Below are 24,142 nucleotides of genomic sequence, written 5' to 3'. Positions count from 1 at the left end.
GTCTGAGAGACCCCGCCCCCGCCCCCCCCCCCGCCGGGGCCGCCCCTGCCATACTTACCGGTATGCGAGGAATCATCCTGGCCGGGGGGACCGGCAGCCGCCTGCATCCGCTGACGATCGGCGTCTCGAAGCAGCTGATGCCGGTCTATGACAAGCCGATGATCTACTACCCGCTGAGCACGCTGATGCTCGCGGGGATCACGGAGATCCTGGTCATCACCACCCCGCAGGACTCTGATGCATTCCAGCGCGTGCTGGGGGACGGGGATCGCTTCGGCATCTCGATCCGCTACACCACGCAGCCCTCGCCCGATGGCCTCGCGCAGGCGTTCGTGCTGGGCGAGGAGTTCCTGGGCGGTGACCGCGCGGCGCTGATCCTGGGCGACAACCTGTTCTACGGCCACGGCATGGGCACGCAGCTGCGCCGCCACCTGGAGGTGGAGGGCGCGGCGGTGTTCGGCTACCGGGTGGCGGACCCCACCGCGTATGGCGTGGTGGAGGTGGGGGCCGATGGGAAGGCCGTGTCCCTGCAGGAGAAGCCGCAGCAGCCGCGCTCGAATCTGGCGGTGCCGGGCCTGTACTTCTATGACTCCACGGTGGTGGAGCGGGCGAAGGCGCTGCGGCCGTCGGCCCGTGGGGAGCTGGAGATCACGGATCTGAACCGCACGTACCTGGAGGAGGGGAACCTGCAGGTGGAGGTGCTGACGCGCGGCACGGCGTGGCTGGATACGGGGACGTTCGATGATCTCGCGGCGGCGGGGGAGTTCATCCGCACGGTGCAGAAGCGCCAGGGCCTGTCGATCGGTGCGCCGGAGGAGGTGGCCTGGCGGATGGGCTACCTCAGCGCCGACCAGCTGCGCGAGCGGGCCGAGCCGCTCGTGAAGTCCGGGTACGGCCGGTATCTGCTGGATGTGTTGGAGCGAGAGGAGACCCGATGACCCCCACCCCCCGCCACCTGCTGATCACCGGCGGTGCCGGTTTCATCGGCGCGAACCTGGTGCATCACGTCGCCGAGCACACCTCGGACACGGTGACGGTGTTGGATGCGCTGACCTATGCGGGCAACCGGGCCTCGCTGGATGGTCTGCCGAAGGATCGCGTCACCTTCGTTGAGGGCGATATCGCGAACCCGGACCTCGTGGATTCCCTGGTGAAGCAGGTCGATGCGGTGATCCACTTGGCCGCCGAGTCCCACAACGACAATTCGCTGTCCGATCCTTCTCCGTTCCTGCGCACGAACCTGGAGGGCACGTTCACGCTGCTGGAGGCGGTGCGGCGGCATGATGTGCGGTTCCATCATGTTTCCACCGATGAGGTGTACGGGGATCTGCCGCTGGGCACGCCGGAGCGCTTCACCGAGCACACTCCGTACAACCCCTCGAGCCCCTATTCGGCCACGAAGGCGGGCAGTGACCTGCTGGTGCGGGCGTGGGTGCGGTCCTTCGGAGTGGCAGCGACGATCTCGAACTGCTCGAACAACTATGGGCCGCGTCAGCACGTGGAGAAGTTCATTCCGCGGCAGATCACGAATCTGATCGACGGGATCCGTCCGCGGCTGTACGGGGCGGGCGCGAATGTGCGCGACTGGATCCACGTGGATGACCACAACCGGGCGGTCCTGGACATTCTGGACCGCGGGCGGATCGGGGAGACGTACCTGATCGGGGCCGACGGGGAGCTGTCGAACCGTGAGGTGGTGGGGATGATCCTGGAGGCGTTCGGTCGGGACGCCGAGGATTTCGATCACGTCCCGGATCGGCCCGGCCACGATCTGCGCTATGCGATCGATGCGACGCGGTTGCGTGAGGAGCTGGGCTGGGAGCCGCGCTACAGCGATTTCGCCCAGGGCCTCGCGGATACGGTCGCCTGGTATCGGGAGCATGAGGACTGGTGGCGCGGCCAGAAGGCGGCCACGGAGCAGAAGTACGCCCGCACGGGGCAGTGAGGAACCGATGAGCTCTCCCACCGTTCACAGCACGCCGATCCCGGGCCTGCTGGTTCTTGACCTGCCCCTGCACGGGGATGCGCGCGGCTGGTTCAAGGAGAACTGGCAGCGCGAGAAGCTGCTGGCCGCAGGTCTGCCGGATCTGGGTCCGGTGCAGAACAACATCTCCTTCAACGCCGAGCGAGGCGTGACCCGCGGCATCCACGCCGAGCCGTGGGACAAGTACGTGTCGGTCGCCACGGGCAGCGTGTTCGGCGCCTGGGTGGATCTGCGTGAGGGCCCGACGTTCGGCGCCACGTTCCACACGGAGATCACGCCGGGGGTGGCGGTGTTCGTGCCGCGCGGGGTGGGCAATGCGTTCCAGACGCTCGAGGCCCCGGCGGCGTACACCTACCTGGTCAATGACCACTGGTCGGAGGCGGCGCAGGAGCAGTACACGTTCCTGAATCTGGCCGATGAGACGGTCGCGATCCCGTGGCCGGTGCCGCTCGAGGAGGCGGAGCTGTCCGCGAAGGACCGCGAGCATCCGCGCTTGGTGGAGGTGACGCCGGTGCCGCCGCGCCGAACCCTGGTGGTGGGCGCGGGCGGACAGCTGGGCCGCGCCCTCGCTGAGCGGTGGGCGGGGCGGGCCGATGTGGACTGCGTGGGCCGCGAGCAGCTGGACATTGCTGATCCCGCGAGCGTGGACGCCTTCGACTTCTCCCCCTACGGCGTGATCGTGAACGCCGCGGCGTACACCGCGGTGGATGCGGCGGAGACACCGGAGGGTCGGCGCGCCGCGTGGGCCACGAACGTGACGGGCGTGGGGCGCCTGGTGCAGGCGGCGCGTGCGCAGCGGGCCACGCTGGTGCACGTCTCGAGCGACTACGTGTTCGATGGCACCGCGGAGCTGCATGACGAGGCGGAGCCGCTCAGCCCGCTGGGCGTGTACGGGCAGACGAAGGCGGCGGGCGATCAGCTGGTGGCGACGCTGCCGGACCACTATGTGCTGCGCACCAGCTGGGTGGTCGCCCCGGGCAGCGGGTTCGTGGGGACGATGGCGCGCTTGGCAGCGCAGGGCGTGGACCCGCAGGTGGTGGATGATCAGATCGGCCGACTGACCACGACGGGGGTGCTCGCCGCAGCGGTGGATCACGTGCTGACGGCCCGCCCCGAGCGTGGCACGTACAACGTGACGTGCGCGGGGGAGCCGATGAGCTGGGCGCAGATCGCCCGCGAGGTGTTCGAGCGCACGGGGCACGACGGGTCCCGCGTCACTCCAGTGAGCACCGCCGAGTACGCGAAGGACAAGCCCGGCATGGCCCCACGCCCGGCCCACTCCACCCTGGACCTCACCCGCATCCAGGCCACCGGCTTCACCCCGCCGACCATGCAGGACATCTGGGCAGAGCTGCTGGAGGAAAGCCAGGTCAACTGACCGACGAGCGGTATTGCCCCCGCAGAATGCGGACGACTCCCGTCCATGACTGAGCTCAGAGCAAGCCCAGGCGCGCACCTGTTGCGCGGAGCATCTGGAAGGTGTCTGAGGTGCTCACGTCCATAGCCATGCAGGCATCGGGAATCAGTACTCGTTTGCGAGAGTGCGGGCTGGACCGTTCGTGAGTGACGACGGTGTGTCCATGCGCGCGGGCGTGCGCGACGAGCTGGAAGTCCGCGTGGTCGCCCGTGAAGCCGGTCAGCGCGGCCGACGTGAAGTTACGGGAGCTGGCCCACTGGCTGAGCGGGGCAAAGTGCTGTGCCGTGGCCTGGTCGATGGGACGGAAGAACGTAGTGTGCACCCGGGCCCAGTCGGCGAGGTCATCATCGCCCCGGAGAAGTTCATTCCTGACTGCTTCGATGCTGCCGACTAGGCCATTCTGATGGGCCTCGTGGACCCACTCCCAGAAGCCGGGCGCGATGTCGAAGGCGTAGTAGCGGTTCTTCGCTTCGATGAGAACATTGGCGTCGACGAGGTACATCACGCCACTCCGAGCTCGTCAGCGAGGTTCTCGAAGGTCGACTGCTTCTTCGTGCCGAGCAGCTTGTAAGCGTCCCGGTATGTGGTGGACCCTTCGAGAGTGCTGTTCAGGACTGCCTGGGCGAACCTGCGGCTCAGGCGTAAAGGCTGGGTGTGGTAGTAGTTCCCGCCGCCTTCGTTGCTGCGTCTTCCCGCAAGGAGCTTGATGACCCGCGCGCGTTCCTCGGTGAAATGCTTCCAGTACACATCCCTCGTGAGGAATCCGGCATCGTGGATCCGCCGGAGTACCACCAGAGTGCTCACCCGGTACTGTCTGGCCAGCCGCTCCAGTTCCCCCTCAGCGACGGTACCGCGATAGTCCGCGCGCAGTGCCGTCAGCGGCACGAGCACCTCGGCGGCGACCTGGTTGCACCACAGCTCTTCCTCGGGGCCGGAGGTGGCGGTCATCGCCGCGTCCGAGAGAGCGCTCGAACCCAGGGATAGGTGAGCGAGCTCGTGGATCAGGGTGAAAATCTGAGCGGCCTTGGTGTCCGCACCGTTGACGAAGATGAGGGGTGCGTACGGGTCCGCCAGAGCAAAACCGCGGAACTCTTCGGGGGCAAGCTTTCGGTGGCTGTTCGAGCCGACGATGCCGCTGACCATGACGAGCACGCCGATGCCCTCGATCCGGTCGATCAGGCGCCGCAGCGCCTCTTCCCAGCTGGCGAACGCGCTGCGCCCCTGAAGGTCGAAGTGCAGCACGTCGCGGATCTGCGCAGCGACCAGGTGCGGTGCGGTCTGCGTCGTCGCGGAGCCGACGAAGGCGACCTCGTCCAGGCCGATCTCCTGCGCCCAGCCGTGGTACCAGTCCTGCCGGGATTGGCACAGGTAGATCGTGTCAAGCAGATCGGCCGACGGCCGCCGCAGACGGGCGTTGCCGATGGTGCGCATGTCCGGGATGGGGATGTTCTCCACGGGTGGCTCGGACAGGAAGAGCAGTCCGAACGGGGCGTGCGTCGCCTGAGCGAAGGACTCGAGCTGCTTCAGGGTGGGCTGCACATCTCCGGCCATCCAGGCGCCAAGCTTCGGGGCGCGGCGCTCAGCGGTCTCGGCATCCCACCCGGCGCGGTCCACAGCCCACTGCAGGAGGGCAGGCTCCACGTCAACACGGACGGTCATACGGACACCTCCCCTCGCCTGCTCTGCTCGGAACGCTGAATGTCAGCAGTCTACGAAGGCGACAGGAGCGCGCACGCAGCGCGGCTCCGATTGTGGATAACCTGATGAAGGTGCAGGTCAGGTTGGCTCTGGGTCCACCCGCTGCACCCTGTCACCCCCAAAAAGTGTCACCCCATCACCTCCCACACCCCAAGGTACAATTTTTCCGAGGATTAATTGTCATCCGCCGTCCAGGAGGCCCCTCGTGACAGTTTTCGGCATCGACCCCGTCGCTGACCAGCTCGATGAGGTCCTCACGGCCCTCGACGAAGGCCGCCTCCCCGCCGAGCGACGCCAGGTTGACTTCAAGGAGGAGACCGGCCGCCGGGGCCGCGGTGGGGAGATCCTGCCGGGTGAGGATCAGAGCGACGCCGCCGCGACTGCCCTGGCCCCGGAGGTCGCGTGCATGGCGAACACGCCGGGTGGGGGAGCGTTGATTCTCGGCGTAGCCGATGACGGCACGGTCATTGGCACGGCTCTGAACGAGGACTGGCTGCAGGTGCGGCTTTATCAGCTGCTCCAGCAGGCGTACACCACGTCGATACACCCGGTGATGATCCGCGGCGTGCGGGTGCTGGTGATCCGCTGCCCTCCGGCGGTGGAGCCGATCCGCTGGAAGAACCGCATCACCTGGCGGGTGGGGGATCAATGCCAGGACATCGACTCGGCCTCCTGGCATGAGCGTCGAGCGTTCAGCTGGGGCTTCGACTGGTCCGCTCAGTCCAGCGGGGTGGCGGTGGATCGCGCGCAGCCGGTCGCAATCCAGATCGCCCGGGATTTCCTCGAGGCGGCAGGGGATGCACGATCCGAGGAGCTGGCGCAGGCCCCTCAAGTTGACCTGCTGCGACGCCTCGGAGCGGTGCACGATGACGGGACGTTCACGAACGCGGGTGCGCTGCTGTTCGTGGGCCGCGCTACTCCTGCACTGGACTACATGCGCCGCCCGGCCGCGGGCGCGGATACGCAGGAGCGAGTGAACATTGAGGGCCGCTCACTGCTGGAGGAACTGGCGGCGGTGTTCACGGCCGCGCGCTCGTACAACCCGGAGATCCACCTGATGAAGGGCCTGGTGATCGGCAGGACGCGGGCGGTGCCGGAGCGGGCGCTGCGCGAGGCGATCGTCAACGGGTTGGCGCACCGGGAGTGGATCGACACGCGGCCGACGACGGTGGAGCACATCGGTCGCACCGTACGAGTGACCAGTCCGGGAGGGTTCTTCGGTGGGGTGCGGCCGGAGAACATCATCAATCATCCACCGGTCTCGCGGAACAAGGACCTCAGTCAGCTGCTGGCGACGTTGCGGATCGCCGAGCGGCAGGGGGTGGGGGTGGACCGCATGTTCGGGGACATGATCCGGGCCGGTCACCCCATACCGGTGATCGATGAGGTCGACGGGGTCATGGTGCGCACGGTCTTAGCGGCGGAACGGGCCGACGAAGGCTGGATCCGCTGGCTCGGAGACATCACCCCCGATATCCGTTCGGATCTGCGGGCCCTGATGGCGCTGCATCGGCTGTGCCAGAAGAGGTGGACGGATCCGGAAGATCTGGCGCCGGTGCTGCAGCTGACCGTGGAGGAAGCACGGCAGACGGTGCAACAACTCGCTGTGCTCGAGCTCGCGGGCGAGCGGGTGTGCCATGAGATCGAGGGGCTGCCCGTTCAGGCGCCACGCCCCGGGGTTGCACTGAATGCCGAGGCATACGGTGGGCTCGTGGAGCTACGCCAGGAGAGCGGCGCGGTGGTCAGCGAGCCCTCCCGGGAGGAGATAGCGGTGGATTACGCCCAACAGAAGGGGAGGATCAGCACCACGGAGCTCGGCAGCATCCTTGGCGTGCACCCCACGAATTTGGGACGGGTGCTGAGGAGCCTCGAGAGCCAGGGTCTGCTGACACCCTCCCGCAGCAACCGCCGCGGCGCCGGGTTCTTCTATCACTGGGCCGGCTGACGCCAACGCATGACCACTACCCCGCCCTGCTGGCACCCCAGGCCCCGGAAAGTGTCACTCCGGTGGCCCCGCGGGCGAAAGTACAATTTAAATTGTCATCCGCCGCCGAGGTGGCCGACGGTGACGCTTTCTCTGGACAGCCCCCTAGCTGACCAGCAGGAATGAAGGCGCCCCCGTCATCGGCGGCTCTCCTTATAGGCGGAGGGTCAACGGCGGGGGCAACTGTGCGTAGAGCATGCCAGGTGCCGCGACGGCGGTAGTCTTCGGTGGCCGATGCCACGCGCGGCCTCGGGCGCCGACCCTACGGCGCCCCCCAGCGCCCACACCATCACCCCAGGTAACCCCCACGTGAACGCCAGGTAGCGCCCCCCGTGCTGTGAGGGGATCCTCGGACCTTCGGATCCCGAATGTGGGTTATCTCGGTTAGCATGGGCGAGCCTCCTGGACAGGTGCCAGGCGGTGCTTCGTGCCCCCTCACCCGTCCCCGAAGCCGGCCCTCAGCGCATACCTCCTCCGCACAAATGCGCCGGTGACCTGCATGAAAGGTTTCGGATGTCCTCCACCCCCACCCCTGAGCCCGATGCTGGATCCCGCCCCACGGTGGTGCGGCGCACGCGCCCGTTCCCGCCGTGGATGGCGATCGCGACGGATTCTCTGGCGTGGCTGGTGGCGATTTCTTTCCTGACGATCAGCCGTTTCCTGCTATCGGATATCGGTCAGGAGACGGCCTGGTCCGAGGTGTTCCGGGGCATGGGCCTGATCGCCCTGGCAGCGATCGTGCTGCAGGTGCTGTGGGGGATCTGGAACGGTCTGTACCGCAGCCGCTTCGTGGTGGGCTCGCTGGATGAGGCGAAGCATCTGTCGGTCGCCGCGGTGGGAGTGTGGGTGCCGCTGGTGGCGCTGGTGTTCTTCACGGCGGTGATTCCGCGCAGCGTGGTGCTGGCGGTGCTGCCGATGGCGCTGCTGCTGATGGGGGCGGCGCGCCTCGTGTTCCGTGCACTGATGGAGGGGCGCTCGCAGCCGGGGGCGGATGCCACGCCGGTGCTGTTGTATGGCGCGGGGGATCTGGGACATTCGGTGGCGCGGCAGATGCGGGCCGATCCGTTCTCGGAGCTGCGCCCGGTGGGGTTCTTGGATGATGACGCCTCGAAGAAGGGCTTCGTGCTGCAGGGCGTGAAGGTCCTGGGCAGTGGCGCGCAGATGGCGCGGATCGCCCGCGAGACGGGCGCTGAGGCCGTGGTCATCACACGCAGCCGGGTGGATTCGTCGGACCTGCGGGATGTGCACGAGTTGACGGAGGCGGAGGGCCTGCGCATGCTGGTGTTCCCCTCGATCAATGAGACGCTGTCGCAGCGCCGCACCACCCGCAGCCTGCGAGATGTGTCGGTCGATGACCTGGTGGGGCGGCATCCGGCGGAGATCGACCTGTCCTCGGTGGCGGGCTATCTCTCGGGTAAGCGGGTGCTGGTCACCGGTGCCGGCGGGTCGATCGGCTCGGAGCTGTGCCGGCAGATCCACAAGTTCGGGCCCAGTGAGCTGTTCATGCTGGACCGGGATGAGTCGGGGCTGCATTCCACGCAGATCTCGATCTTCGGCCACGGGCTGCTGGATACGCGCGACGCGGTGCTGGCGGATATCCGGGAGCGGGATGATCTGCTGCGGGTGTTCCGGGACCGCCGCCCGGAGGTCGTGTTCCATGCGGCGGCGCTGAAGCACCTGCCGATGCTGGAGCAGTACCCCTCCGAGGCGTGGAAGACGAACGTGCTGGGCACGCTGAACGTGCTGAAGGCCGCTATGGATGTGGGCGTGGAGCACTTCGTGAACATCTCCACGGACAAGGCGGCGAACCCGACGAGCGCGCTGGGGCACTCCAAGCGCATGGCGGAGCAGCTCACGGCATGGGCGGCGAAGCAGGATGAGGGAAGCTACGTCTCGGTGCGGTTCGGCAATGTGCTGGGCTCGCGCGGGTCGATGCTGCCGACGTTCCAGGCACAGATCGAGAAAGGTGGGCCGGTGACGGTCACCCACCCGGATGTGACCCGCTACTTCATGACCATCCCGGAGGCGTGTGAGCTGGTGGTGCAGGCCGGTGCGATCGGTGAGGATGGCCAGGTGATGATCCTGGACATGGGCGAGCCGGTGCGGATCATGGATGTGGCCCAGCGGATGATCGACATGTCCGGCAAGGACGTGGAGATCGTCTTCACCGGCCTACGCCATGGCGAGAAGCTGCACGAGGACCTGTTCGCCGTGGATGAGCAGGTAGCCAGCCCCAAGCACCCGCGTATCTCCCACGCCCCCGTGCCGTGCATTCGGCCCGATGAACTGAACTTCGACCAGTGGCTGGAGGGCGTGCAAGACAAGGCCGCCCTGCGCACCCGGACGGGGGAGATCCCGCTGGATCGGCGGACGCTGTCGCTGGCGGACGAAGTGTTCGGCGACGGCTCCTCGGCCTGAGACGCTCTGCCATCACACACCACGACTGAGAAGGGACCGCCCGCGTGAAGTCCACGGACACGATCCTCATAACCGGTGCCCAGGGCTTCCTGGGCTGGCATCTTCGCGTTCGGCTTCAGGCTCTCGGGATCGAGGACGTCCTCACCGTCGGCCGTGATGACTGGGACGTGGTTGCCGATCGCGCGTGCGATGTCGATGTGGTCTTCCATCTGGCTGGCATCAACCGTGATCGCGACGACGTGGTGGAGAACGGCAACCGCGAGCTCGCGGAGCGTCTGCGCAACGTCCTGGCCGGATCGAGCCCGCGCAGCATCGTGTTCGCGGACACAATCCACGCTGATCTAGACACCCCGTACGGGCGCGGGAAGAGCGCCGCGGCGGAGGTGCTGAGTCGCTGGGCCGATGAAATCGGCGCTCACTTCACCGACGTGCGACTGCCGAACCTGTTCGGGGAGCATGGGCGGCCGTTCTACAACTCCTTCGTGGCGACGTTCGTGGAGCTCGCGGCAACGGGCAGGGAGCCGGACATCCAGGATCGCGAGGTGCCGCTGCTGCATGCGCAGCAGGCGGCCCGGGCGCTCATCGATGCGGTAGACGGCACAGGCAGCCGGGTCGCACCGCAGGGGACGCCGATCTTGGTGAGCCGGGTGTGGGAGATCCTCTCCGCACAGAGAGACCTCTACGAGAACAACGGGACGATCCCCGATCTCTCCGACCCGCTGGAGCGGGATCTGTTCAACACCCTGCGGGCACGCCTGTTCGTGGATCGCCCTGCGATCTCCTTGGTGAAGAACACTGACCCGCGGGGCACGTTCGTCGAGACGGCGCGGGCGAGCGGGGGAGAGGGGCAGACGTCTTTCTCGACCACGGTCCCGGGCATCACCCGGGGCAACCACTACCACCTGCGCAAGGTGGAACGGTTCGTGGTGCTGTCCGGCACGGCCCGCATCAGCATCGCCAAGGTGTTCGGCACGCCGGATGACCGCGTGGAACTCGACGTCACGGGAGATGAGCCCGTGGCCGTCGACATGCCCACCGGATGGGCGCACAGCATCACCAATACCGGTGACGACGTGTTGATCACGCAGTTCTGGATCAGCGAGCTGTACCGGCCGGAGGACCCGGACACGGTGCCGCATCCCGTCTGATCCAGGCTCAGTGAGCCTCGGTGGAACGCATGGCACCGGCCAGTGCCGCGAACTCCGCCGCCCAGCTGTAGTGCTTGTCGAATGCCGCGCGTGCGCGTCGTCCCATCTGACGGGCTTCCTCTGGATGCGTGGCGAACCATGACATCGCTTCTGCGATGGAGTCAGGGTCCTCGAAATCGCAGGTGATCCCAGCCTTGTGCTCCTCAAGAATGGCCTTGATGAGGGGCGAGTAGCCGGGTGCGAGCACAGGGAGGCCCCGTGCCATGTACTCGAAGAGGCGGTTGGGAAGGCTGGCTCGCCCCAGCTCGCGCCCGTAGCCGATCATCCCGACATCGCACGAGTCCATGAGCACTGGCATGCCTGTATGCGGGACGGACTCCGACAGCACGAGCTGTTCGCGCACCCCCAGCCGGTCGATCTGCTTCTGGAGATCGGGCAGGTAGGGCGTGCCGTCAACTCCTCCGGCAGACGGGAACGTGAGGACTTCGACCTGCTCGTCGACTTTCGTGAGCGCTTCGAGGACGGGAAGGGTGCCGCCCGTTCCAGTGGCCTTGCCGTGGAAGAAGCGCACCCGAGGGTGCTCCTTCCTCGCGCCAGTCTCGTGGCTCGCAAACCAGTCCGGTGCCGAATTCCGGACGACGAGAGAAGTCCGCGCGGCACGCCGGTATGGCAGGAGAACGGTGTCGTTGACCCCCACGAGAATTGTCGTCCCGGAGACCACCCTGCGCAGAAGGAATGTCAGTGCCTTCGCTGCCATGGCGCTGAACCGCTGTCCGACCCACCGGCTGAGAAGATCGGTGTGGTACTCTTCGTGGACGTCGAAGATGACTCGTGCGCCGTGCAGAGGGCGGAGGATGACGGCGAGACTGGCCGAGTCCGGATCAGGGCAGTAAAGCCAGTCGGCACCCCGAAACCGCGCAAGGCTGATTGCTGCGCGGGGGATGCTGAGTATTCTTCCGGCTTTCCCGCCAGGGATTCGATAGAGGTGGTAGGATATGTGCGGATCGCGAAAAGTATTGCTTTCGAATGCCGTAATTCTTGGACCGATCCAATTAATGCGCCCCCCGATTTCTCGGAAGGATTTTGCAAACTTACTGTATACCCTCACGTCGTCAAGGGGGTGGGCGGTGGTGAAGATGGCTACTCTCACTGTGACCTCCGTCAGTTCATCGCTTCGGGTCGTGTTTCGGATTGATTATCGCGCGGGGCGAGGCGGTGTCGCCCGCGCAGCTGGCGAAGTGGTATCATCCAGAGTGTTGCGCTGATGGCCGTGAAGAGACCCGAGGCGTACACGGGCGTCCCGGCATGATCTGCAGTGCTGGTCCAAACGCAGAGGCCGCCGAATATGCCGAGCTGGAGCAGGGCTCTCACGAGAGTGGGGCCCATGAGGGCTCCGAGACGGACTTGGGCAAAAATCATGCATCCGATCGCGATGGCACCGGCTCCGGCGGAATATCCAGCCGCGACTCCAAGGATCCCCCAGGATTCTCCCGCGAACAGCCACACCGCCGCGCCGATCAACGCGCCGACGATGCTGAGCGCGGTGGCAACCGCCTGAGTTCTCGCTGACGTGACCGTCATGAGGCTCACGCTCGCGGTCGCGACGCCAGCGAGGGTGAGTCCGACGATGATGATCTGCAGCGGTGCGACAGCCGCCCGGTACTGATCTCCCCAGAGCACCGGGACGATCTGCGGCCCCAGGAGGCCGATGAGTCCCAGCGCGAGCGGGATGATCGCAGCCATCACGGTCGCGAATGCCGATGCGTGCACGGCCGCGCGGTCTCCCGCCGAGGCGCCGGAGTCGACCGCCAGCCGGGGGTACAGCACCTGCGTCGCGCTTCGCACCAGGAGCGAGACGGGCAATGCGAGTGAGAACGCTGCTGAATAGTGACCGGACCCGATCTCTCCGCCCCAGTGACGTGATGCCAAGATAGACACCTGCAGGAATCCGGCGCTCGCTACGGTACCGACGAGGTCGATGATCACGAAGCGGTCCGTGCCGGATGTTTTCGCGTGCACGCCCCGGTGTCCGCTGGTGTTCATAAGGCTATAGAGGACGTAGACGGCTGCGACCGCGAAGAGGATCTCGAGCCGAGCGCCGAAGAGTGCAATCGCGACCGCTACGAGGAGGATGAGGGCGACGCTGGTTCCGAGGTCCCAGAGAGCCGATCGGCGGAGCCTGCCGAGTCCGTACAGCTTTCCCCGGGTGATGTTGTAGAGGCTGTACCCCATGACGAGTGAGGCTGCTGCGAGGCCAGTGGTCCAGGAGTTCCCCCCTGCTCGCCACGCGAAGAGCGCGATGACCGAGAGAAGGGGGAGCACCTGCCATGAACGCCGAGAGAGATGCGCTGCACGGGCCTCGAGCAGTTCAAGATCCTTCTGACCTCTCGCGTTCGCGAGCTCACGGGTGAGAGCGACCCCGATGGATGTCGGGCCGACCAGCGTGAGTAACTGCGCGAACGCGATGGTCGATGCGGCTTGACCGAGCAGGGACGGACCTCCCAGCCGCCCGATCAGCCAGTTCACGACGAAGCGCGAGACGCTCTGCGCGATGGAACCGGCCATCGCCAACGCCGAATGCCTTGCGCTCGGGGCGGGGGAGTGGACGTCCAGCGGAACGTGCAGCCAGCGGAAGAGCATGACGGAGCCTGTCAGAGCGTGAGGGAGCCGCTCGAGGCGCGACTGCCGGCCGCAACGCGCCGTGCGGGAGTCGATGAGGACCGCCGTGAAAGAGGATCGCTGCCGGAACGTGGGGACTCGCTGTCGCGGAGCGGGGGCAAAGCGGCCGCCACTATGAGGGCGACCGAGACCCAGAAGAGTGAGACCTGCTCCATTCCGCCGAGCGTCAGCGAGAAGATCATGCCGGGGACCAGGAGCGGGGTGCATCGCATCCCCTGTGGTGACCGCATTGCGATGAGCGCGGTCGTCAGGCAGATGAGACCGAAGGCCGCCACCCCTAGGAGCCCCGTCTCGACCCAGAGCTTGAGAAACGTGTTGTGCGGAAACGCGTAGAAGCCCCCACCTCCGGTGTTGAGGAAATGTGCGGATCCGTAGTATCCGGTGCCGGTCACCCACCACTCGTCGATGCGCTCCATATAGGCGTTGCGGATCACTGACCGGCCCGAGTCTGAGCCCAGGTCACCGCGCAGCAGTGGGCGGACTCGGTCGGGAAGACCGTCCCATCGCAGCGCGAGCCCGCGCAGGAACCAGATCACCCCCACGGCGGATGCGATGAGTGCCAGGTCGAGCGGGATCCGGTCGCGCCGGACCCGCACGAGGGCGGCGACGAGGATCACCAAAACGAGGGCGGCCACACCAGTGCGTGATCCTGTGAGCAGCACGGCGCCGGAGAGCACCGCCGATACCGCCCCGAACAGGGCGAACGACCACATCTCGCGCATCGCGACGATGCATGCGGCGATGCCGACGGCGAGGGTGTAGGCGGTCACGTTCTCGTCGACGTTCTGATAGGACAGCCGGAGATTCTCACCGATGTCGCCTTGCAGGAAGAGTAGGGCGACGAGGAGGATCTCGCCGACGATGATCCCGTGGAGAAGGGTCCGGCGGCGGGAGGGGAGCAATGTCGCTACTGCCCAGAACGATGCGAGGGAGTATGCCAGGCTCACTGTGAGGGCGAATGAGCTACTGGTGGGAGGAGCCCAGAGGGAGCTGATCGCCGCGACGGCGAAGAGGAGGGTGCACCCGCTCCACAATGCGAAGCGGAGAGGTCGTGACCGGTCGGAGTAATGCTCGGCGGAGAGCGCGGCGATCGCGATGGCTGCCACGCCGGCGAGCGAGCCGACGCTCCTGCCGCCGATGAGCGGGATGATATCCAGGGGGGCCGCGACGCCGTAGAGGAAGACGACGAGGGTCGCGACGCGCGACGGCGCGCCGCCTGTCGGCCTGGAGTATTCGTTCACGTCAGTCCTCCGTGATCCGGGCGTACACATCGGCCTCTGCGCGGTGGAGCGCCGCCCACGTGAACTGCTGCGCGTGGCGGGCGAGGTCGGTGGGCGAAGGCGGGGAGGCCACCATGTCGAGACACGCCCGCGCGAAGCGCTGTTCGAAGGAAGGGCCCTCCGAGACGGTGCGGGCGAACATTCCCACCGCTTCTCGAGAGCCTCCTACATCAGCCGCGATGACAGGTGTGCCGCAGGCGTACGACTCGAGGATCACTGTGGGCCAGCCTTCGCTCCGGCTGGGCAGCAGGACCAGAAACGCTGAGCGCATTGCTTCGGCCACGGCGGGAGGCTCAACCGTTCCTCGGAACATCGTCCCTGTGCCTTTCATCGCCGACTGCAGGCGGGTGTGGAGCGGCCCGCCGCCGAGAACCGTGAGCGAAGCGGCCGGGTGCTCAGCGCGGATGAGTTCCCAGATCTCCGGGAGCCGGTCAGCTCCTTTCAGCGGGTTGAGGTTTCCGACATACAGCAGGTGCAGGGGAATTTCTTCCGGGCGGCCTTTCGAGTGGAAGATCGCCGGGTCGATGCCGTTGGGGATGACGTGGAGATTCCCCGTCGGAAGGTGCCCCAGGCTCTCGGCTCTTTCCTGGAGCGCCTTACTCACGAAGATGGAGGCCGCGGATTCCGTGATCGTGGCGGTGAACAATTCGGGTTGCTGGGGCATCAGCACGTTGACGTCGGAACCATGAAAGGTGACCATGTAGGGGATGCGAAGAATCCGCGACAGCTCGCGCGCAACCGCTCCCGCAGGGATGCCGAACATGCCGTGGGCATGGATAAGACGATATCGGGACCGGTCCAGCTGTCGCGCGAGCTGTCGGGCGTACCGCGCGACCATAGCCGCCGTCACGTCTCCCCTGCGCAGGTGGCGCCACTGCCACGAAGGGATTCCCGGGGTGAAGCGCAGCACGTCGATTCCCAGCGGCAACGGGCGCACACGGGCGCTGCCCCGGCGGACGCCGAGTACTGAGTACCCCAGGTCCACGACGGTCGCCTTCTCGCCGCTCGCCGCGAGAGCAGAGATGCGGTGGTCGATGAAGACACCTCTGTTCGGGGCCGAGCGCACCGGGAAGAGGCTGGTGAGGAGGAGGACTTCTCTTCCGGAGGCGCGATGGGGCTCCGTTGAGCGTGAACTGTTGAGGGGGGGACCGACCATGCCGTTGTTCATCCGGGCTGAGGGAATGAGCGCAGGCCCCGCAGGCGGGAGGAGGCGTTGCGGAAGAGTCGGAGACGCTGATACAGGCGGCTGTCGCGAGAGATGAGAGCGGTCATCACTGTTCCTCGGCCCGAGCGTTCGGCACCCGCCGCCCCGTCCACTGCCCGTACCGCCGGTACGTGGAGAGGATGAAGTTGACGGCTCGCTCGCTGGTGTTCTCGATGCGGTAGTCAGCGGGCACGTCCACTGCGCTGCGAGAGGTCGCGACCTGTACCGCTTCGAGCACGTTGCGGGGGTCCAGTCCCGTCATGAGGATCGCTCCTGTGTCCAGGGCCTCTGGGCGCTCAATGGAGTCGCGCAGCGTGACGGCGGGGAAGCCCAGGATCGAGCTCTCCTCCGCGATGGTGCCGCTGTCCGAGAGAACGCACTTTGCGCTGAGCTGCAGCTTGTTGTAGTCGTTGAACCCCAGCGGCTTGTGCCAGGTGACGCCGTCCACCTCACGGCCCAGCGCCTCCAGGCGCTTGCGGGTACGCGGATGCGTGGAGACCAGGATCGGGAGGCCGTACTCATCGCGCAGCGCCTCGAGGCTGTCCAGCAGCTGGCCCAGGCGTGCGGGGGAGTCGACGTTCTCCTCTCGGTGTGCGCTGACCAGGAAGTACTCCTTCTCGGTCAGCTCCAGGCGCTCCAGTACATCGGAGGCATTGATCGCGGAGCGCTGATCGGCGAGCACCTCCCGCATGGGGGAGCCGGTCACGATCACTTGGCGGGGATGCTTACCCTCGTTCAGCAGGTTGCGTCGAGCGTGCTCGGTGTACGCCAGGTTGTAGTCGGAGACGTGATCCACCATCCGGCGGTTCGTCTCCTCGGGAACATTGTGATCGTAGGAGCGGTTGCCCGCCTCCATGTGATACACCGGGATGCCCTTGCGTGCCGCCATCAGCGCGGCGATGCAGCTGTTCGTATCCCCCAGCACCAGCAGCGCATCCGGCTTCACCTGCTCGAGGATCCGCTCCGTCCCCTCCAGCACACCGCCCAGCACAGACCCCAACGACCCGGTGTTCACCCCCAGGAAGTGATCGGGGGAGCGCAGCCCCAGCTCCTCGAAGAAGATCTCGTTGAGCTCGTAGTCGTAGTTCTGTCCCGTATGGACCAGGACGTGGTTCACCGTCCGGTCCAAGCGCTTGATCGTCGCGGCGAGGCGGATGATCTCGGGGCGTGTCCCCACGATCGTCATCACGGTGGTCATTGCTGATCCTCCTGCTGAAGGGCTAGCGAACGGGTGTATCGGTTCATGAGACGCCCTTCGGGCGTGGTGTACTGCGACTCCAGGAACCAGCCCAGGCGCTGGTAGAACTCGTTGACGGGATCATTGTCCTCGGCATCAGTGGTCAGGTGGGCGTTGTCCGCCCCGGCGGCAGCAGCGCTCTGTTCCCAGGCACGCATCATCGCTGAACCCGTGCCGCGTCCCTGCTGATTGCTTGCCACGGCGATTGAGGACAGCAGCGCTCCGTCGATCGGAGAGCCTGTGCCGCCGCGATAGCGCACTGCACGCAGCAGTCGAGGGATGATCGACGGGCGGCGCAGCCCTTCCCGGGCGCTGAGCAGACTGAAGGGAATGATTCGGCGCTTGAGAAGCCGTGAGAAGAAGCCTGCAGGTTCGGTCGTGCCCACAATCGACCCGACGATGCGCCCATCAGAGGCTACTGCGACGGTGCTCACCGCGGAGTCGTCATCGGCGAATCCCAGGTAGAACTGGCGCAGAAAGGGAACGCCGAGCGATGAGAGGAAGAAATCCGGGAACGCGTCACGGTGCAGGACCGCAAGCTCCTCAGCGTCCTCCGCCCTCACGGTGCGCAGAGTGATCCCATCCGGTGCGCTCGTCATCAGCGTGCCTCAACCAGGCGCCGCATCTCCGGGATCGTCAGCAGCAGCTCCTTGGTCCCCTCCACATCCAGGCGCGTGGTGTTCTCGCTGGTGTAGTCATTCATCCGCACCTGCTCCTGATCGCCCTCCTCGACGTACACGTCGTACTTCAGAGAGCGGGCATCCAGCGGAACCCGGAAGTACTGCCCCTCGTCACTGGCCCGAGCAGCTTCCTCGGCGCTCAGCAGGGTCTCGTGCATCTTCTCCCCGTGACGGATGCCGATGGTCGCGATCTCCGCATCCTCATGGCCGAGCAGCGCGGCGACCGCCTTCGCCAGCGTCTCCACCGTGGACGCAGGCGCCTTGCGGACGAACAGATCACCGGGCTCCGCGTGCAGGAACGCATGCTCGACAAGATCCACCGACTCCGCCAACGACATCAGGAACCGGGTCATCTGGGGCTCGGTGACCGTGAGCTGTCGACCCTCCTGCAGCTGGCGCACGAACAGCGGGATCACCGATCCTCGCGAGTACATGACGTTCCCGTAGCGCGTCAGGGACACCGTGGTCCCGGATTCGGGATTGTTGCGCGCGAAGGCCTGGGCGGTCTTCTCCATCAGCGCCTTGGTCATCCCCATCGCGTTGACGGGGTACACCGCCTTGTCGGTGCTCAGCATCACCAGTGATCGAACCCCCGCGGCGTTCGCGGCCTCGATGACGTTGTGCGAGCCGTTCACATTCGTCATCACGGCCTGCTGCGGGAAGAACTCGCACGACGGCACCTGCTTCAGAGCGGCCGCATGGAACACGAAGTCCACATCGACGAAGGCTTGGCGGACCGAGTCGAGGTCCCGCACATCCCCCAGGAAGAACCGCAGCTGGGAATCATCCAGCGCCTTGCGCATCTCATCCTGCTTGGCCTCATCACGGCTCAGGATGTTGATCTGCCCCGCGCCCCGCGCAAGAAGACTGCGGGTCATCGTCGTGCCGAAGGACCCCGTCCCGCCGGTGATGGCGATCGTTGCTCCTTCGATGCTGTGCGTGGTCATGAACGCGCTCCTCGGGTTCGGGCGGTGGCAGTGAGAACTTGTTCGACCCTGGACACAGCCGCATCCAGGGAGAAGGTATCGGTGTAGTACTGGCGGGCCTGGCGACCGCGCCGTGCGAGCTCGGGCTTCCCTGCCTCGATGGCCTCCCGAAGGGCAGCGGCGATCGAGGCGTCGTCCTCGGGATCGGCGGCGAACCCGGCGCCAGAGTCTAGGACGACCGAGCGCGCGTCTCCGCGCGCCGCGACCAGCAGCGCGCAGCCCGACGCCATGGAGGCCTGGATCTTGCTGGGCATGGTCATGCGGGCCAAAGGGTGATCGTTCAAGCTCACGTAGCTCAGATCCGCGGTCGCATACAGATCCGGCATCTGCTCCGGAGGACGCCGCCCCAGGAACCGCACATTGTCGGCGCCGAGCTCGGACGCCAGATCGCGCAGTTCGTCCTCATGGGTCCCAGACCCTGCCATCAGCACCACGAGCTGTCCAGTGGAGAAGCTGGAGGCGGCCTGGATGAGGGAGCCCAGGCCCTGAGCGCCTCCCATGGTCCCGGCATAGAGCAAAACCACTGCCGACGCTGGAAACCCCAGAGCATCGCGCTGAGACCGGCCTGCAGTGTGGAACACGCGCTCGTTCGCCCACATCGGGATGTACTCCAGCTTCTCTGCTGGCACCCCGCGGGACCGGAGCACGTCCCCGACGCTGGGTGAGATGTAGGCTACCGACCCGGAGGCGCGGTACATCTGTGCACACCAGCGGTTCAACACCGCCTCCGCGACAGAGGCTGGGCGGCCGCTCAGGAAGCCGCTCGCCGTCAACGTGTCCGGCCACAGATCCAGGACATGGGTCATCATCGGCACCCGCTGGAGATAACGACATGCGAGCATCGGAACCCCGATTGTCACGGGGGAATAGTTGACCCAGACGGCATCGCAATCAGACAAACTGCGAAAGCCGTTCACCAGTGCGCTCGCGCCGAACGATCCGTAGTTCAGCAGCCGCTTGGCCCCTGATGCTCCGTGATGTGGGTAGAGCGCGACCCGGTGAACCGTGACGCCGTCCTCTACTGCGACGCGGGAGCGGCGCATCGACCAGCCCTCGGCGAGCTTTCCGGAGGGATAGTTGGGGAACCCCGTCAGTACCTTGACGTCATGGCCCCGAGCTGCGAGCCCCTGCGCCAGATCCGCGGGAAGCGCGGCAGGCCCCGGCTCAGGGGCGTACCACTGCGTGAGCAGCCCGATCTTCATCCCCTGACCACCGCCTTCACGGTCTCACAGACGATGCTGAGATCCTCACGCAGATTCTGGGTCCGCACATACTGCGCGTACATCTGCGCCTTCTGTGGGAGGATCTCCTTTACATAGGTGGTCTCTGGATCTTCGGAGCCCGCCAGGATCTCGGACTCATGGCGGAACGCGATGCTCGCGGGGTCTGTGATGCCCGGGCGTACGCTCAAGATCAGCGGGCGCAGCTCCGTCGGCCACTGCGCCACGTAGCGCGGCACCTCCGGTCGCGGCCCCACGATGCTCATCTCGCCGCGCAGTACATTGACCAGCTGGGGCAGTTCGTCGATCTTCGTCTTGCGCAGCACCGCGCCCACCCGGGTGATCCGCGGATCACGGTCAGAGCTCACCTGGATCCCCGCCTGATCGTTCCGCATCGAGCGGAATTTGAGGATCGTGAACGGGCGGCCGCCCTTTCCCACCCGCTCCTGACGGAACAGCACCGGGCGCCCGTCAGTGGCAAGGACCGCCACCGACGCCGCGAGCATCACCGGAGACGTGATGAGCAATCCCACGGCGGAAGCAGCGACGTCGGCGCATCGCTTCGCGGCAGAGCTGCGCAGGAAGCTCATCGACACACGATCCTGACCGCCTCGATAATCCGCTCAACCTCCGCATCGGTCATGGCAGAGAACGCGGGTAGGCTGATCACGCGACCGAACTCACGGGTTGCCACCGGGAAATCCTCGGGCCGATGACCGCCCAGATCCTGCCAGTACGGATGCAGATGCAGCGGGATGAAGTGAACGCTCGTGCCAATGCCAAGGTCCGCGAGCCGCTGGACCACGTCATCACGGTCCAGACCATCCGGCACCCGAATCATGTACAGGTGCCACGAATGGAGATCTCCCTCCGCCGCATCGGCCGGCAGCGTCAGACCGAGATCGGCGAAGGCCTCCGTGTACCGGCGAGCGATCTCTGCTCGAGCATCGCGCATGGCCACTGCGCGGCCCAGCTGCACGCGGCCGATTGCTGCAGCAGGATCCGACAGGTTGTACTTGAAGCCCGGTGCCACCACTTCGTACTGCCATGCCGGAGTGCGGCTCGAGTACCGGTTGAACACATCCCGCGAGATGCCGTGCAGCCTCATGGTCCGCATCCGATCCGCGGCCGCCTGATCGCGGGTGACCACCATGCCACCCTCGCCGGTGGTGATCGTCTTTGTCGCATAGAAGCTGAACACCGTGGCATGGGATGCCCCCGTGCCCACTACCTCGCCGCCCGCGCGAGCAGGAAGGGCATGCGCGGCATCTTCCACCACCGCCAGGCCGTGACGCGCGGCGAACTCACGAGTGGCCTCGGGAGAGACCATGAGGCCAGCGATATGCACGGGCATCACGGCGCGGGTACGAGAGGAAACCTTCGCTGCCGCACTCTCGTAATCGATGTTCAACGTCACCGGGTCAACATCCACCAGGATCGGCGTTGCACCGAGGTAGCGCACCACCTCGGCGGTCGATGTGAAGGTCCAGGTGGGGACCAGGACCTCATCGCCCGGCCCGATGCCGAGAGATTCGAGAGCCAGGTGGAGGCCGGCGGTCGCGGAGTTGATCGCGATCGCTGTGAGATCTGATCCCAGGAACTCTGCGAACTCCTGCTCGAACGCTTTCGCCGACGGTCCCGTGGTGAGCCATCCGCTGCGAATCGCATCCGCTGCAGCGTTCACCTCGGCGTCGGTGATGTCTGGTTTGGCGAAGGGCAGAAAGGGCAGGTCTGTCATGATGAGGCTCCTGGGGAAAGAGTCGCGTCGTGGTCTGGTCAGTCCGTATGCTCGGGAGGCTGGCCCGCCCCCACATGCCGGTGCAGCGCCTCGCTGATCTGCTCGCTGAGCTCCACCACCTGCGTGAACGCGGTCTCATACCCCTTAGCCGGGCCGCCGTACGGGTCGGGGATATCTAGGTCGCGCTCTTCGGACACCCGCTGGGTGCGCAGTCGCGAGGCCGCGAGCGCCAGCTCCTTCACCGAGCCGAACCGGGCGTCCTCCTCCAGCAGCTCGAGCACGCTCGCGAGCTCCACCAGGGTGAAAACGCGCCGCACCGTGCGCGGCGCCAGCTTCGCCACGTACGACCGCTGCTCGGTGGTCATCGTGATCAGCAGATCCGCGGCCTCCGCCGTGGCCTTGTCCAGCTGACGCCCCACATGCTCCAGCTCGGTGCCCAGCACGCGGCGCACGAACTCGACGCTCTCGCTCGGCGCCGGGCGATCCACTGCCGCCTGGGTGCCGGCGCTGCTTACGCCCACGCCCAGATCCGCCAGGCGCTCCGCCAGGATCGCCTCACCGACCGCGGAGCGGCAGATATTGCCCGTGCAGATCACCAGCACCGACCCGGCAGACATCAGTGATCCACCCGCTCTCGCGACACCGCGCCCGGCCAGGAGCGCTTCTGGCTGCTATACCCGGCCAGATCCACATCCGCGCGGCGCTTGCCCGAGGCTGGCTCCACGGGGGACACCCCCGGCAGGGACCACAGATCCGGCTCCGGCTCGGGCTTCGGATCCGCCGCCCGCGCCGCGGGGGCGGTATGCCGACCAGTGGAGTCACCGCGGGCCGCCGGGGCTTCCTGCTCGAGGGACTTCGCTGGGGCCGACGGGGCCTCCTTCACCGCGCTCTGCCGCACCGCCGAACCATCGGTCGCATACGAGTAGTTGTAGCGGTAGCTCGAGCGGCCCGAGGTGGGCACCCGGTTCAGCACGATGCCCAGGATCTTCGCGTCCACCGCCTCGAGCTTCTCGAGCGCCTGCTGCAGCTGGTGGCGCCGCACATGCTCGCTGCGGGCCACCACCAGCGCCCCGCCCACCAGGCGGGAGAGCACCACCGAATCGGTCACCGCCAGCAGCGGCGGCGCATCCACGATCACGTAGTCGTACTCCGCGGTGGCCTGCGCCAGCAGCTGCTCCATCGCCTCGCTGCCCAGGATCTCCGAGGGGTTCGGGGGGACCGGCCCGGAGGTCAGCACATCCAGGCCGTCGGTGGCCATCGGCTGGACCACATCCTCCAGATCCGCCTCGCCGATCAGCACCGTAGTCAGCCCCGCATTGCCCTCGAGCCCCATGTAGTGGTGCAGCGAGGGGCGGCGCAGATCCGCATCGATCAGCAGCACCTTCCCGCCGGACTGCGCCACCACATGCGCGAGGTTGATCGCGGAGGAGGACTTGCCCTCCGCCGGCAGTGAGGAGGTCAGCAGCACGCTGCGCTTTCCCTCCGCCAGGCCCATGAACTGCAGGTTCGTGCGCAGATCGCGGTACGCCTCCGCCTGCACGGACTGCGGATGCTGCGAGGCGATCAGCGGCAGATGCTTCGTGTCCCGCGAGTACGGGATCTTCGCGATCACCGGGCGTTCGAAGGTGCGCTCCAGATCCTCCGCGCGCCGCACCCGGTTATCCAGCAGGTCCCGCACGATCGCCATCGCGACCGCCGCCATCAGACCCAGCACCACGCCGATCGCGAGGTTCCGCGTCAGCGACGGGGAGGCGGGGGAGGTGGGCACCGTCGCCGGGGTGATCACCGTCAGCTCCACCGAGGCGTCTTCGCCGTTGCTCTCCAGCTCCGAGACCCGCTCACGCAGGCTCTCCGCCGTGGCATCGGCGATCGTCGCGGCCTGCTGCGGATCCTCATCGGTGACCGTGATCTCCAGGATCAGCGTCTCCGGCGGCACCGTCGTGGAGATCATTCCCGCCAGCTGCTGCGGCGTGGAATCCAGGCCCTGGTCTTCGATCACCGGCTCCAGCACCAGCGGGGTGGTCGCCAGATCCGCATACGAGGTGATCTGCTGGCGGGCGAAGGTCACGCCGCTGTTCAGATCCGTCACCGAGCTGCCGGCCTGGGTCTGCACGAACAGCCGATTGGTGGCCTGGTACGTCGGCGTCTGCATGAGGGTGAAGCCGACGACGGCCACCAGCACCAGCAGGAACGTCACCAGTGCGGAGATCCATCGATCCCGCAGGATGGCCAGGTAGTTCTGCAGCTCCACGGTCTTCCATTCATTCGACGACGGCACTCCGCAGCCCCTGGTGCCCTGCCGTCGGGTATGCGCTCAGCGCGCCCGCGGGCGCACGCGTTCAGGCAATTCACGCAGCCGTTCACAGCGGAGTCCCATGAATCGTAACAGCGCACGGAATGCCGGACAGGCAAGGTGACAAACCTCCCCACGGCCCGCACTCGGAAGCGCCACGACCTACCATGGGCAGG

The 24,142-nt window shown here is 66.5% G+C and carries 20 protein-coding genes; 6 read left to right on the top strand and 14 right to left on the bottom strand.

Annotation, left to right across the window (positions count from 1 at the left end):
- The first annotated feature begins 62 nt into the window (after positions 1-62).
- Genes rfbA through MU407_RS07810 form a run of 3 tightly spaced genes read left to right on the top strand, consistent with a single transcriptional unit; the run spans position 63 to position 3,362 of the window.
- Positions 63-938: a glucose-1-phosphate thymidylyltransferase RfbA gene (gene rfbA / locus MU407_RS07820; protein ID WP_246956600.1), complete on the top strand. Its 876-nt coding sequence runs from the start codon at positions 63-65 to the stop codon at positions 936-938.
- Positions 935-1,945, top strand: a complete 1,011-nt coding sequence (gene rfbB, locus MU407_RS07815) for a dTDP-glucose 4,6-dehydratase (RefSeq protein ID WP_246956599.1) — start codon at positions 935-937, stop codon at positions 1,943-1,945. The genes rfbA and rfbB overlap by 4 nt, the downstream gene beginning before the upstream one ends.
- A 7-nt stretch (positions 1,946-1,952) precedes the next feature.
- Positions 1,953-3,362: a bifunctional dTDP-4-dehydrorhamnose 3,5-epimerase family protein/NAD(P)-dependent oxidoreductase gene (locus MU407_RS07810; protein ID WP_246956598.1), complete on the top strand. Its 1,410-nt coding sequence runs from the start codon at positions 1,953-1,955 to the stop codon at positions 3,360-3,362.
- 55 nt (positions 3,363-3,417) lie between these two features.
- Here MU407_RS07810 and MU407_RS07805 read toward each other — a convergent pair whose 3' ends face one another.
- Positions 3,418-3,903 carry a DUF4411 family protein gene (locus MU407_RS07805; RefSeq protein WP_246956602.1) on the bottom strand — a complete coding sequence of 162 codons (486 nt, stop codon included), beginning with the start codon at positions 3,901-3,903 and terminating at the stop codon, positions 3,418-3,420.
- Positions 3,903-5,060 carry an ImmA/IrrE family metallo-endopeptidase gene (locus MU407_RS07800; RefSeq protein WP_246956597.1) on the bottom strand — a complete coding sequence of 386 codons (1,158 nt, stop codon included), beginning with the start codon at positions 5,058-5,060 and terminating at the stop codon, positions 3,903-3,905. Before MU407_RS07800 ends, MU407_RS07805 begins: the two co-directional genes overlap by 1 nt.
- Positions 5,061-5,304: 244 nt before the next feature.
- On the opposite strand from MU407_RS07800, the gene MU407_RS07795 reads away from it, so the two are divergent.
- The 3 genes from MU407_RS07795 to MU407_RS07785 all read left to right on the top strand — a co-directional run bounded on the left by MU407_RS07795 (position 5,305) and on the right by MU407_RS07785 (position 10,649).
- On the top strand, positions 5,305-7,044 hold the full coding sequence (locus MU407_RS07795) for an RNA-binding domain-containing protein (RefSeq protein WP_246956596.1): 1,740 nt from the start codon (positions 5,305-5,307) through the stop codon (positions 7,042-7,044).
- A 552-nt stretch (positions 7,045-7,596) separates the two neighbouring features.
- Complete coding sequence (locus tag MU407_RS07790) at positions 7,597-9,501, top strand: nucleoside-diphosphate sugar epimerase/dehydratase (RefSeq protein ID WP_246956595.1); 1,905 nt, start codon at positions 7,597-7,599, stop codon at positions 9,499-9,501.
- A gap of 44 nt (positions 9,502-9,545) precedes the next feature.
- Positions 9,546-10,649 carry an NAD-dependent epimerase/dehydratase family protein gene (locus MU407_RS07785; RefSeq protein WP_246956594.1) on the top strand — a complete coding sequence of 368 codons (1,104 nt, stop codon included), beginning with the start codon at positions 9,546-9,548 and terminating at the stop codon, positions 10,647-10,649.
- Between the two features lie 7 nt (positions 10,650-10,656).
- Here MU407_RS07785 and MU407_RS07780 read toward each other — a convergent pair whose 3' ends face one another.
- The 12 genes from MU407_RS07780 to MU407_RS14475 form a co-directional block, all read right to left on the bottom strand.
- The gene (locus MU407_RS07780; RefSeq protein ID WP_246956593.1) at positions 10,657-11,799 is read right to left on the bottom strand and encodes a glycosyltransferase; all 1,143 of its coding nucleotides are present in this window, start codon (positions 11,797-11,799) and stop codon (positions 10,657-10,659) included.
- A gap of 11 nt (positions 11,800-11,810) precedes the next feature.
- The gene (locus MU407_RS07775) at positions 11,811-13,289 is read right to left on the bottom strand and encodes a hypothetical protein (RefSeq protein WP_246956592.1); all 1,479 of its coding nucleotides are present in this window, start codon (positions 13,287-13,289) and stop codon (positions 11,811-11,813) included.
- A gap of 11 nt (positions 13,290-13,300) precedes the next feature.
- Positions 13,301-14,569: an O-antigen ligase family protein gene (locus MU407_RS14480; RefSeq protein ID WP_246956591.1), complete on the bottom strand. Its 1,269-nt coding sequence runs from the start codon at positions 14,567-14,569 to the stop codon at positions 13,301-13,303.
- Between the two features lies 1 nt (position 14,570).
- Positions 14,571-15,776 carry a glycosyltransferase gene (locus tag MU407_RS07765; RefSeq protein WP_246956590.1) on the bottom strand — a complete coding sequence of 402 codons (1,206 nt, stop codon included), beginning with the start codon at positions 15,774-15,776 and terminating at the stop codon, positions 14,571-14,573.
- 103 nt (positions 15,777-15,879) lie between these two features.
- Positions 15,880-17,010, bottom strand: coding sequence for a UDP-N-acetylglucosamine 2-epimerase (non-hydrolyzing) (gene wecB, locus MU407_RS07760; protein WP_246956589.1), 1,131 nt, complete (start codon positions 17,008-17,010; stop codon positions 15,880-15,882).
- Positions 17,007-17,648, bottom strand: coding sequence for a GNAT family N-acetyltransferase (locus tag MU407_RS07755; RefSeq protein WP_246956588.1), 642 nt, complete (start codon positions 17,646-17,648; stop codon positions 17,007-17,009). The genes wecB and MU407_RS07755 overlap by 4 nt, the downstream gene beginning before the upstream one ends.
- A complete protein-coding gene (locus MU407_RS07750; RefSeq protein ID WP_246956587.1) occupies positions 17,648-18,676 on the bottom strand; it encodes a polysaccharide biosynthesis protein in 1,029 nt (342 codons plus the stop codon). Before MU407_RS07750 ends, MU407_RS07755 begins: the two co-directional genes overlap by 1 nt.
- Positions 18,673-19,917, bottom strand: coding sequence for a glycosyltransferase family 4 protein (locus MU407_RS07745; protein WP_246956586.1), 1,245 nt, complete (start codon positions 19,915-19,917; stop codon positions 18,673-18,675). Before MU407_RS07745 ends, MU407_RS07750 begins: the two co-directional genes overlap by 4 nt.
- Positions 19,914-20,525 carry a sugar transferase gene (locus tag MU407_RS07740; protein ID WP_281507768.1) on the bottom strand — a complete coding sequence of 204 codons (612 nt, stop codon included), beginning with the start codon at positions 20,523-20,525 and terminating at the stop codon, positions 19,914-19,916. Before MU407_RS07740 ends, MU407_RS07745 begins: the two co-directional genes overlap by 4 nt.
- The gene (locus MU407_RS07735) at positions 20,522-21,673 is read right to left on the bottom strand and encodes a DegT/DnrJ/EryC1/StrS family aminotransferase (RefSeq protein ID WP_246956585.1); all 1,152 of its coding nucleotides are present in this window, start codon (positions 21,671-21,673) and stop codon (positions 20,522-20,524) included. Before MU407_RS07735 ends, MU407_RS07740 begins: the two co-directional genes overlap by 4 nt.
- 38 nt (positions 21,674-21,711) lie before the next feature.
- On the bottom strand, positions 21,712-22,290 hold the full coding sequence (locus MU407_RS07730) for a hypothetical protein (RefSeq protein WP_246956584.1): 579 nt from the start codon (positions 22,288-22,290) through the stop codon (positions 21,712-21,714).
- Positions 22,290-23,951, bottom strand: coding sequence for a polysaccharide biosynthesis tyrosine autokinase (locus MU407_RS14475; RefSeq protein ID WP_246956583.1), 1,662 nt, complete (start codon positions 23,949-23,951; stop codon positions 22,290-22,292). The genes MU407_RS07730 and MU407_RS14475 overlap by 1 nt, the downstream gene beginning before the upstream one ends.
- Between the last annotated feature and the right edge of the window lie 191 nt (positions 23,952-24,142).

Origin of the sequence: Brachybacterium sp. Marseille-Q7125 (assembly GCF_023062615.1) — a bacterium.
Lineage (GTDB): Bacteria > Actinomycetota > Actinomycetes > Actinomycetales > Dermabacteraceae > Brachybacterium.
Note: the sequence above shows the minus strand (reverse complement) of the source record. Positions and strands in the feature narration are given on the sequence as shown.

What these genes read in the sequence shown, in the direction of transcription:
- rfbA (WP_246956600.1), top strand. Translation starts at nt 63, where the DNA reads ATGCGAGGAATCATCCTGGCCGGGGGGACCGGCAGCCGCCTGCATCCG.
- rfbB (WP_246956599.1), top strand. Translation starts at nt 935, where the DNA reads ATGACCCCCACCCCCCGCCACCTGCTGATCACCGGCGGTGCCGGTTTC.
- MU407_RS07810 (WP_246956598.1), top strand. Translation starts at nt 1,953, where the DNA reads ATGAGCTCTCCCACCGTTCACAGCACGCCGATCCCGGGCCTGCTGGTT.
- MU407_RS07805 (WP_246956602.1), bottom strand. Translation starts at nt 3,903, where the DNA reads ATGTACCTCGTCGACGCCAATGTTCTCATCGAAGCGAAGAACCGCTAC.
- MU407_RS07800 (WP_246956597.1), bottom strand. Translation starts at nt 5,060, where the DNA reads ATGACCGTCCGTGTTGACGTGGAGCCTGCCCTCCTGCAGTGGGCTGTG.
- MU407_RS07790 (WP_246956595.1), top strand. Translation starts at nt 7,597, where the DNA reads ATGTCCTCCACCCCCACCCCTGAGCCCGATGCTGGATCCCGCCCCACG.
- MU407_RS07775 (WP_246956592.1), bottom strand. Translation starts at nt 13,289, where the DNA reads ATGCTCTTCCGCTGGCTGCACGTTCCGCTGGACGTCCACTCCCCCGCC.
- MU407_RS07765 (WP_246956590.1), bottom strand. Translation starts at nt 15,776, where the DNA reads ATGAACAACGGCATGGTCGGTCCCCCCCTCAACAGTTCACGCTCAACG.
- wecB (WP_246956589.1), bottom strand. Translation starts at nt 17,010, where the DNA reads ATGACCACCGTGATGACGATCGTGGGGACACGCCCCGAGATCATCCGC.
- MU407_RS07755 (WP_246956588.1), bottom strand. Translation starts at nt 17,648, where the DNA reads ATGACGAGCGCACCGGATGGGATCACTCTGCGCACCGTGAGGGCGGAG.
- MU407_RS07750 (WP_246956587.1), bottom strand. Translation starts at nt 18,676, where the DNA reads ATGACCACGCACAGCATCGAAGGAGCAACGATCGCCATCACCGGCGGG.
- MU407_RS07745 (WP_246956586.1), bottom strand. Translation starts at nt 19,917, where the DNA reads ATGAAGATCGGGCTGCTCACGCAGTGGTACGCCCCTGAGCCGGGGCCT.
- MU407_RS07740 (WP_281507768.1), bottom strand. Translation starts at nt 20,525, where the DNA reads ATGAGCTTCCTGCGCAGCTCTGCCGCGAAGCGATGCGCCGACGTCGCT.
- MU407_RS07735 (WP_246956585.1), bottom strand. Translation starts at nt 21,673, where the DNA reads ATGACAGACCTGCCCTTTCTGCCCTTCGCCAAACCAGACATCACCGAC.
- MU407_RS07730 (WP_246956584.1), bottom strand. Translation starts at nt 22,290, where the DNA reads ATGTCTGCCGGGTCGGTGCTGGTGATCTGCACGGGCAATATCTGCCGC.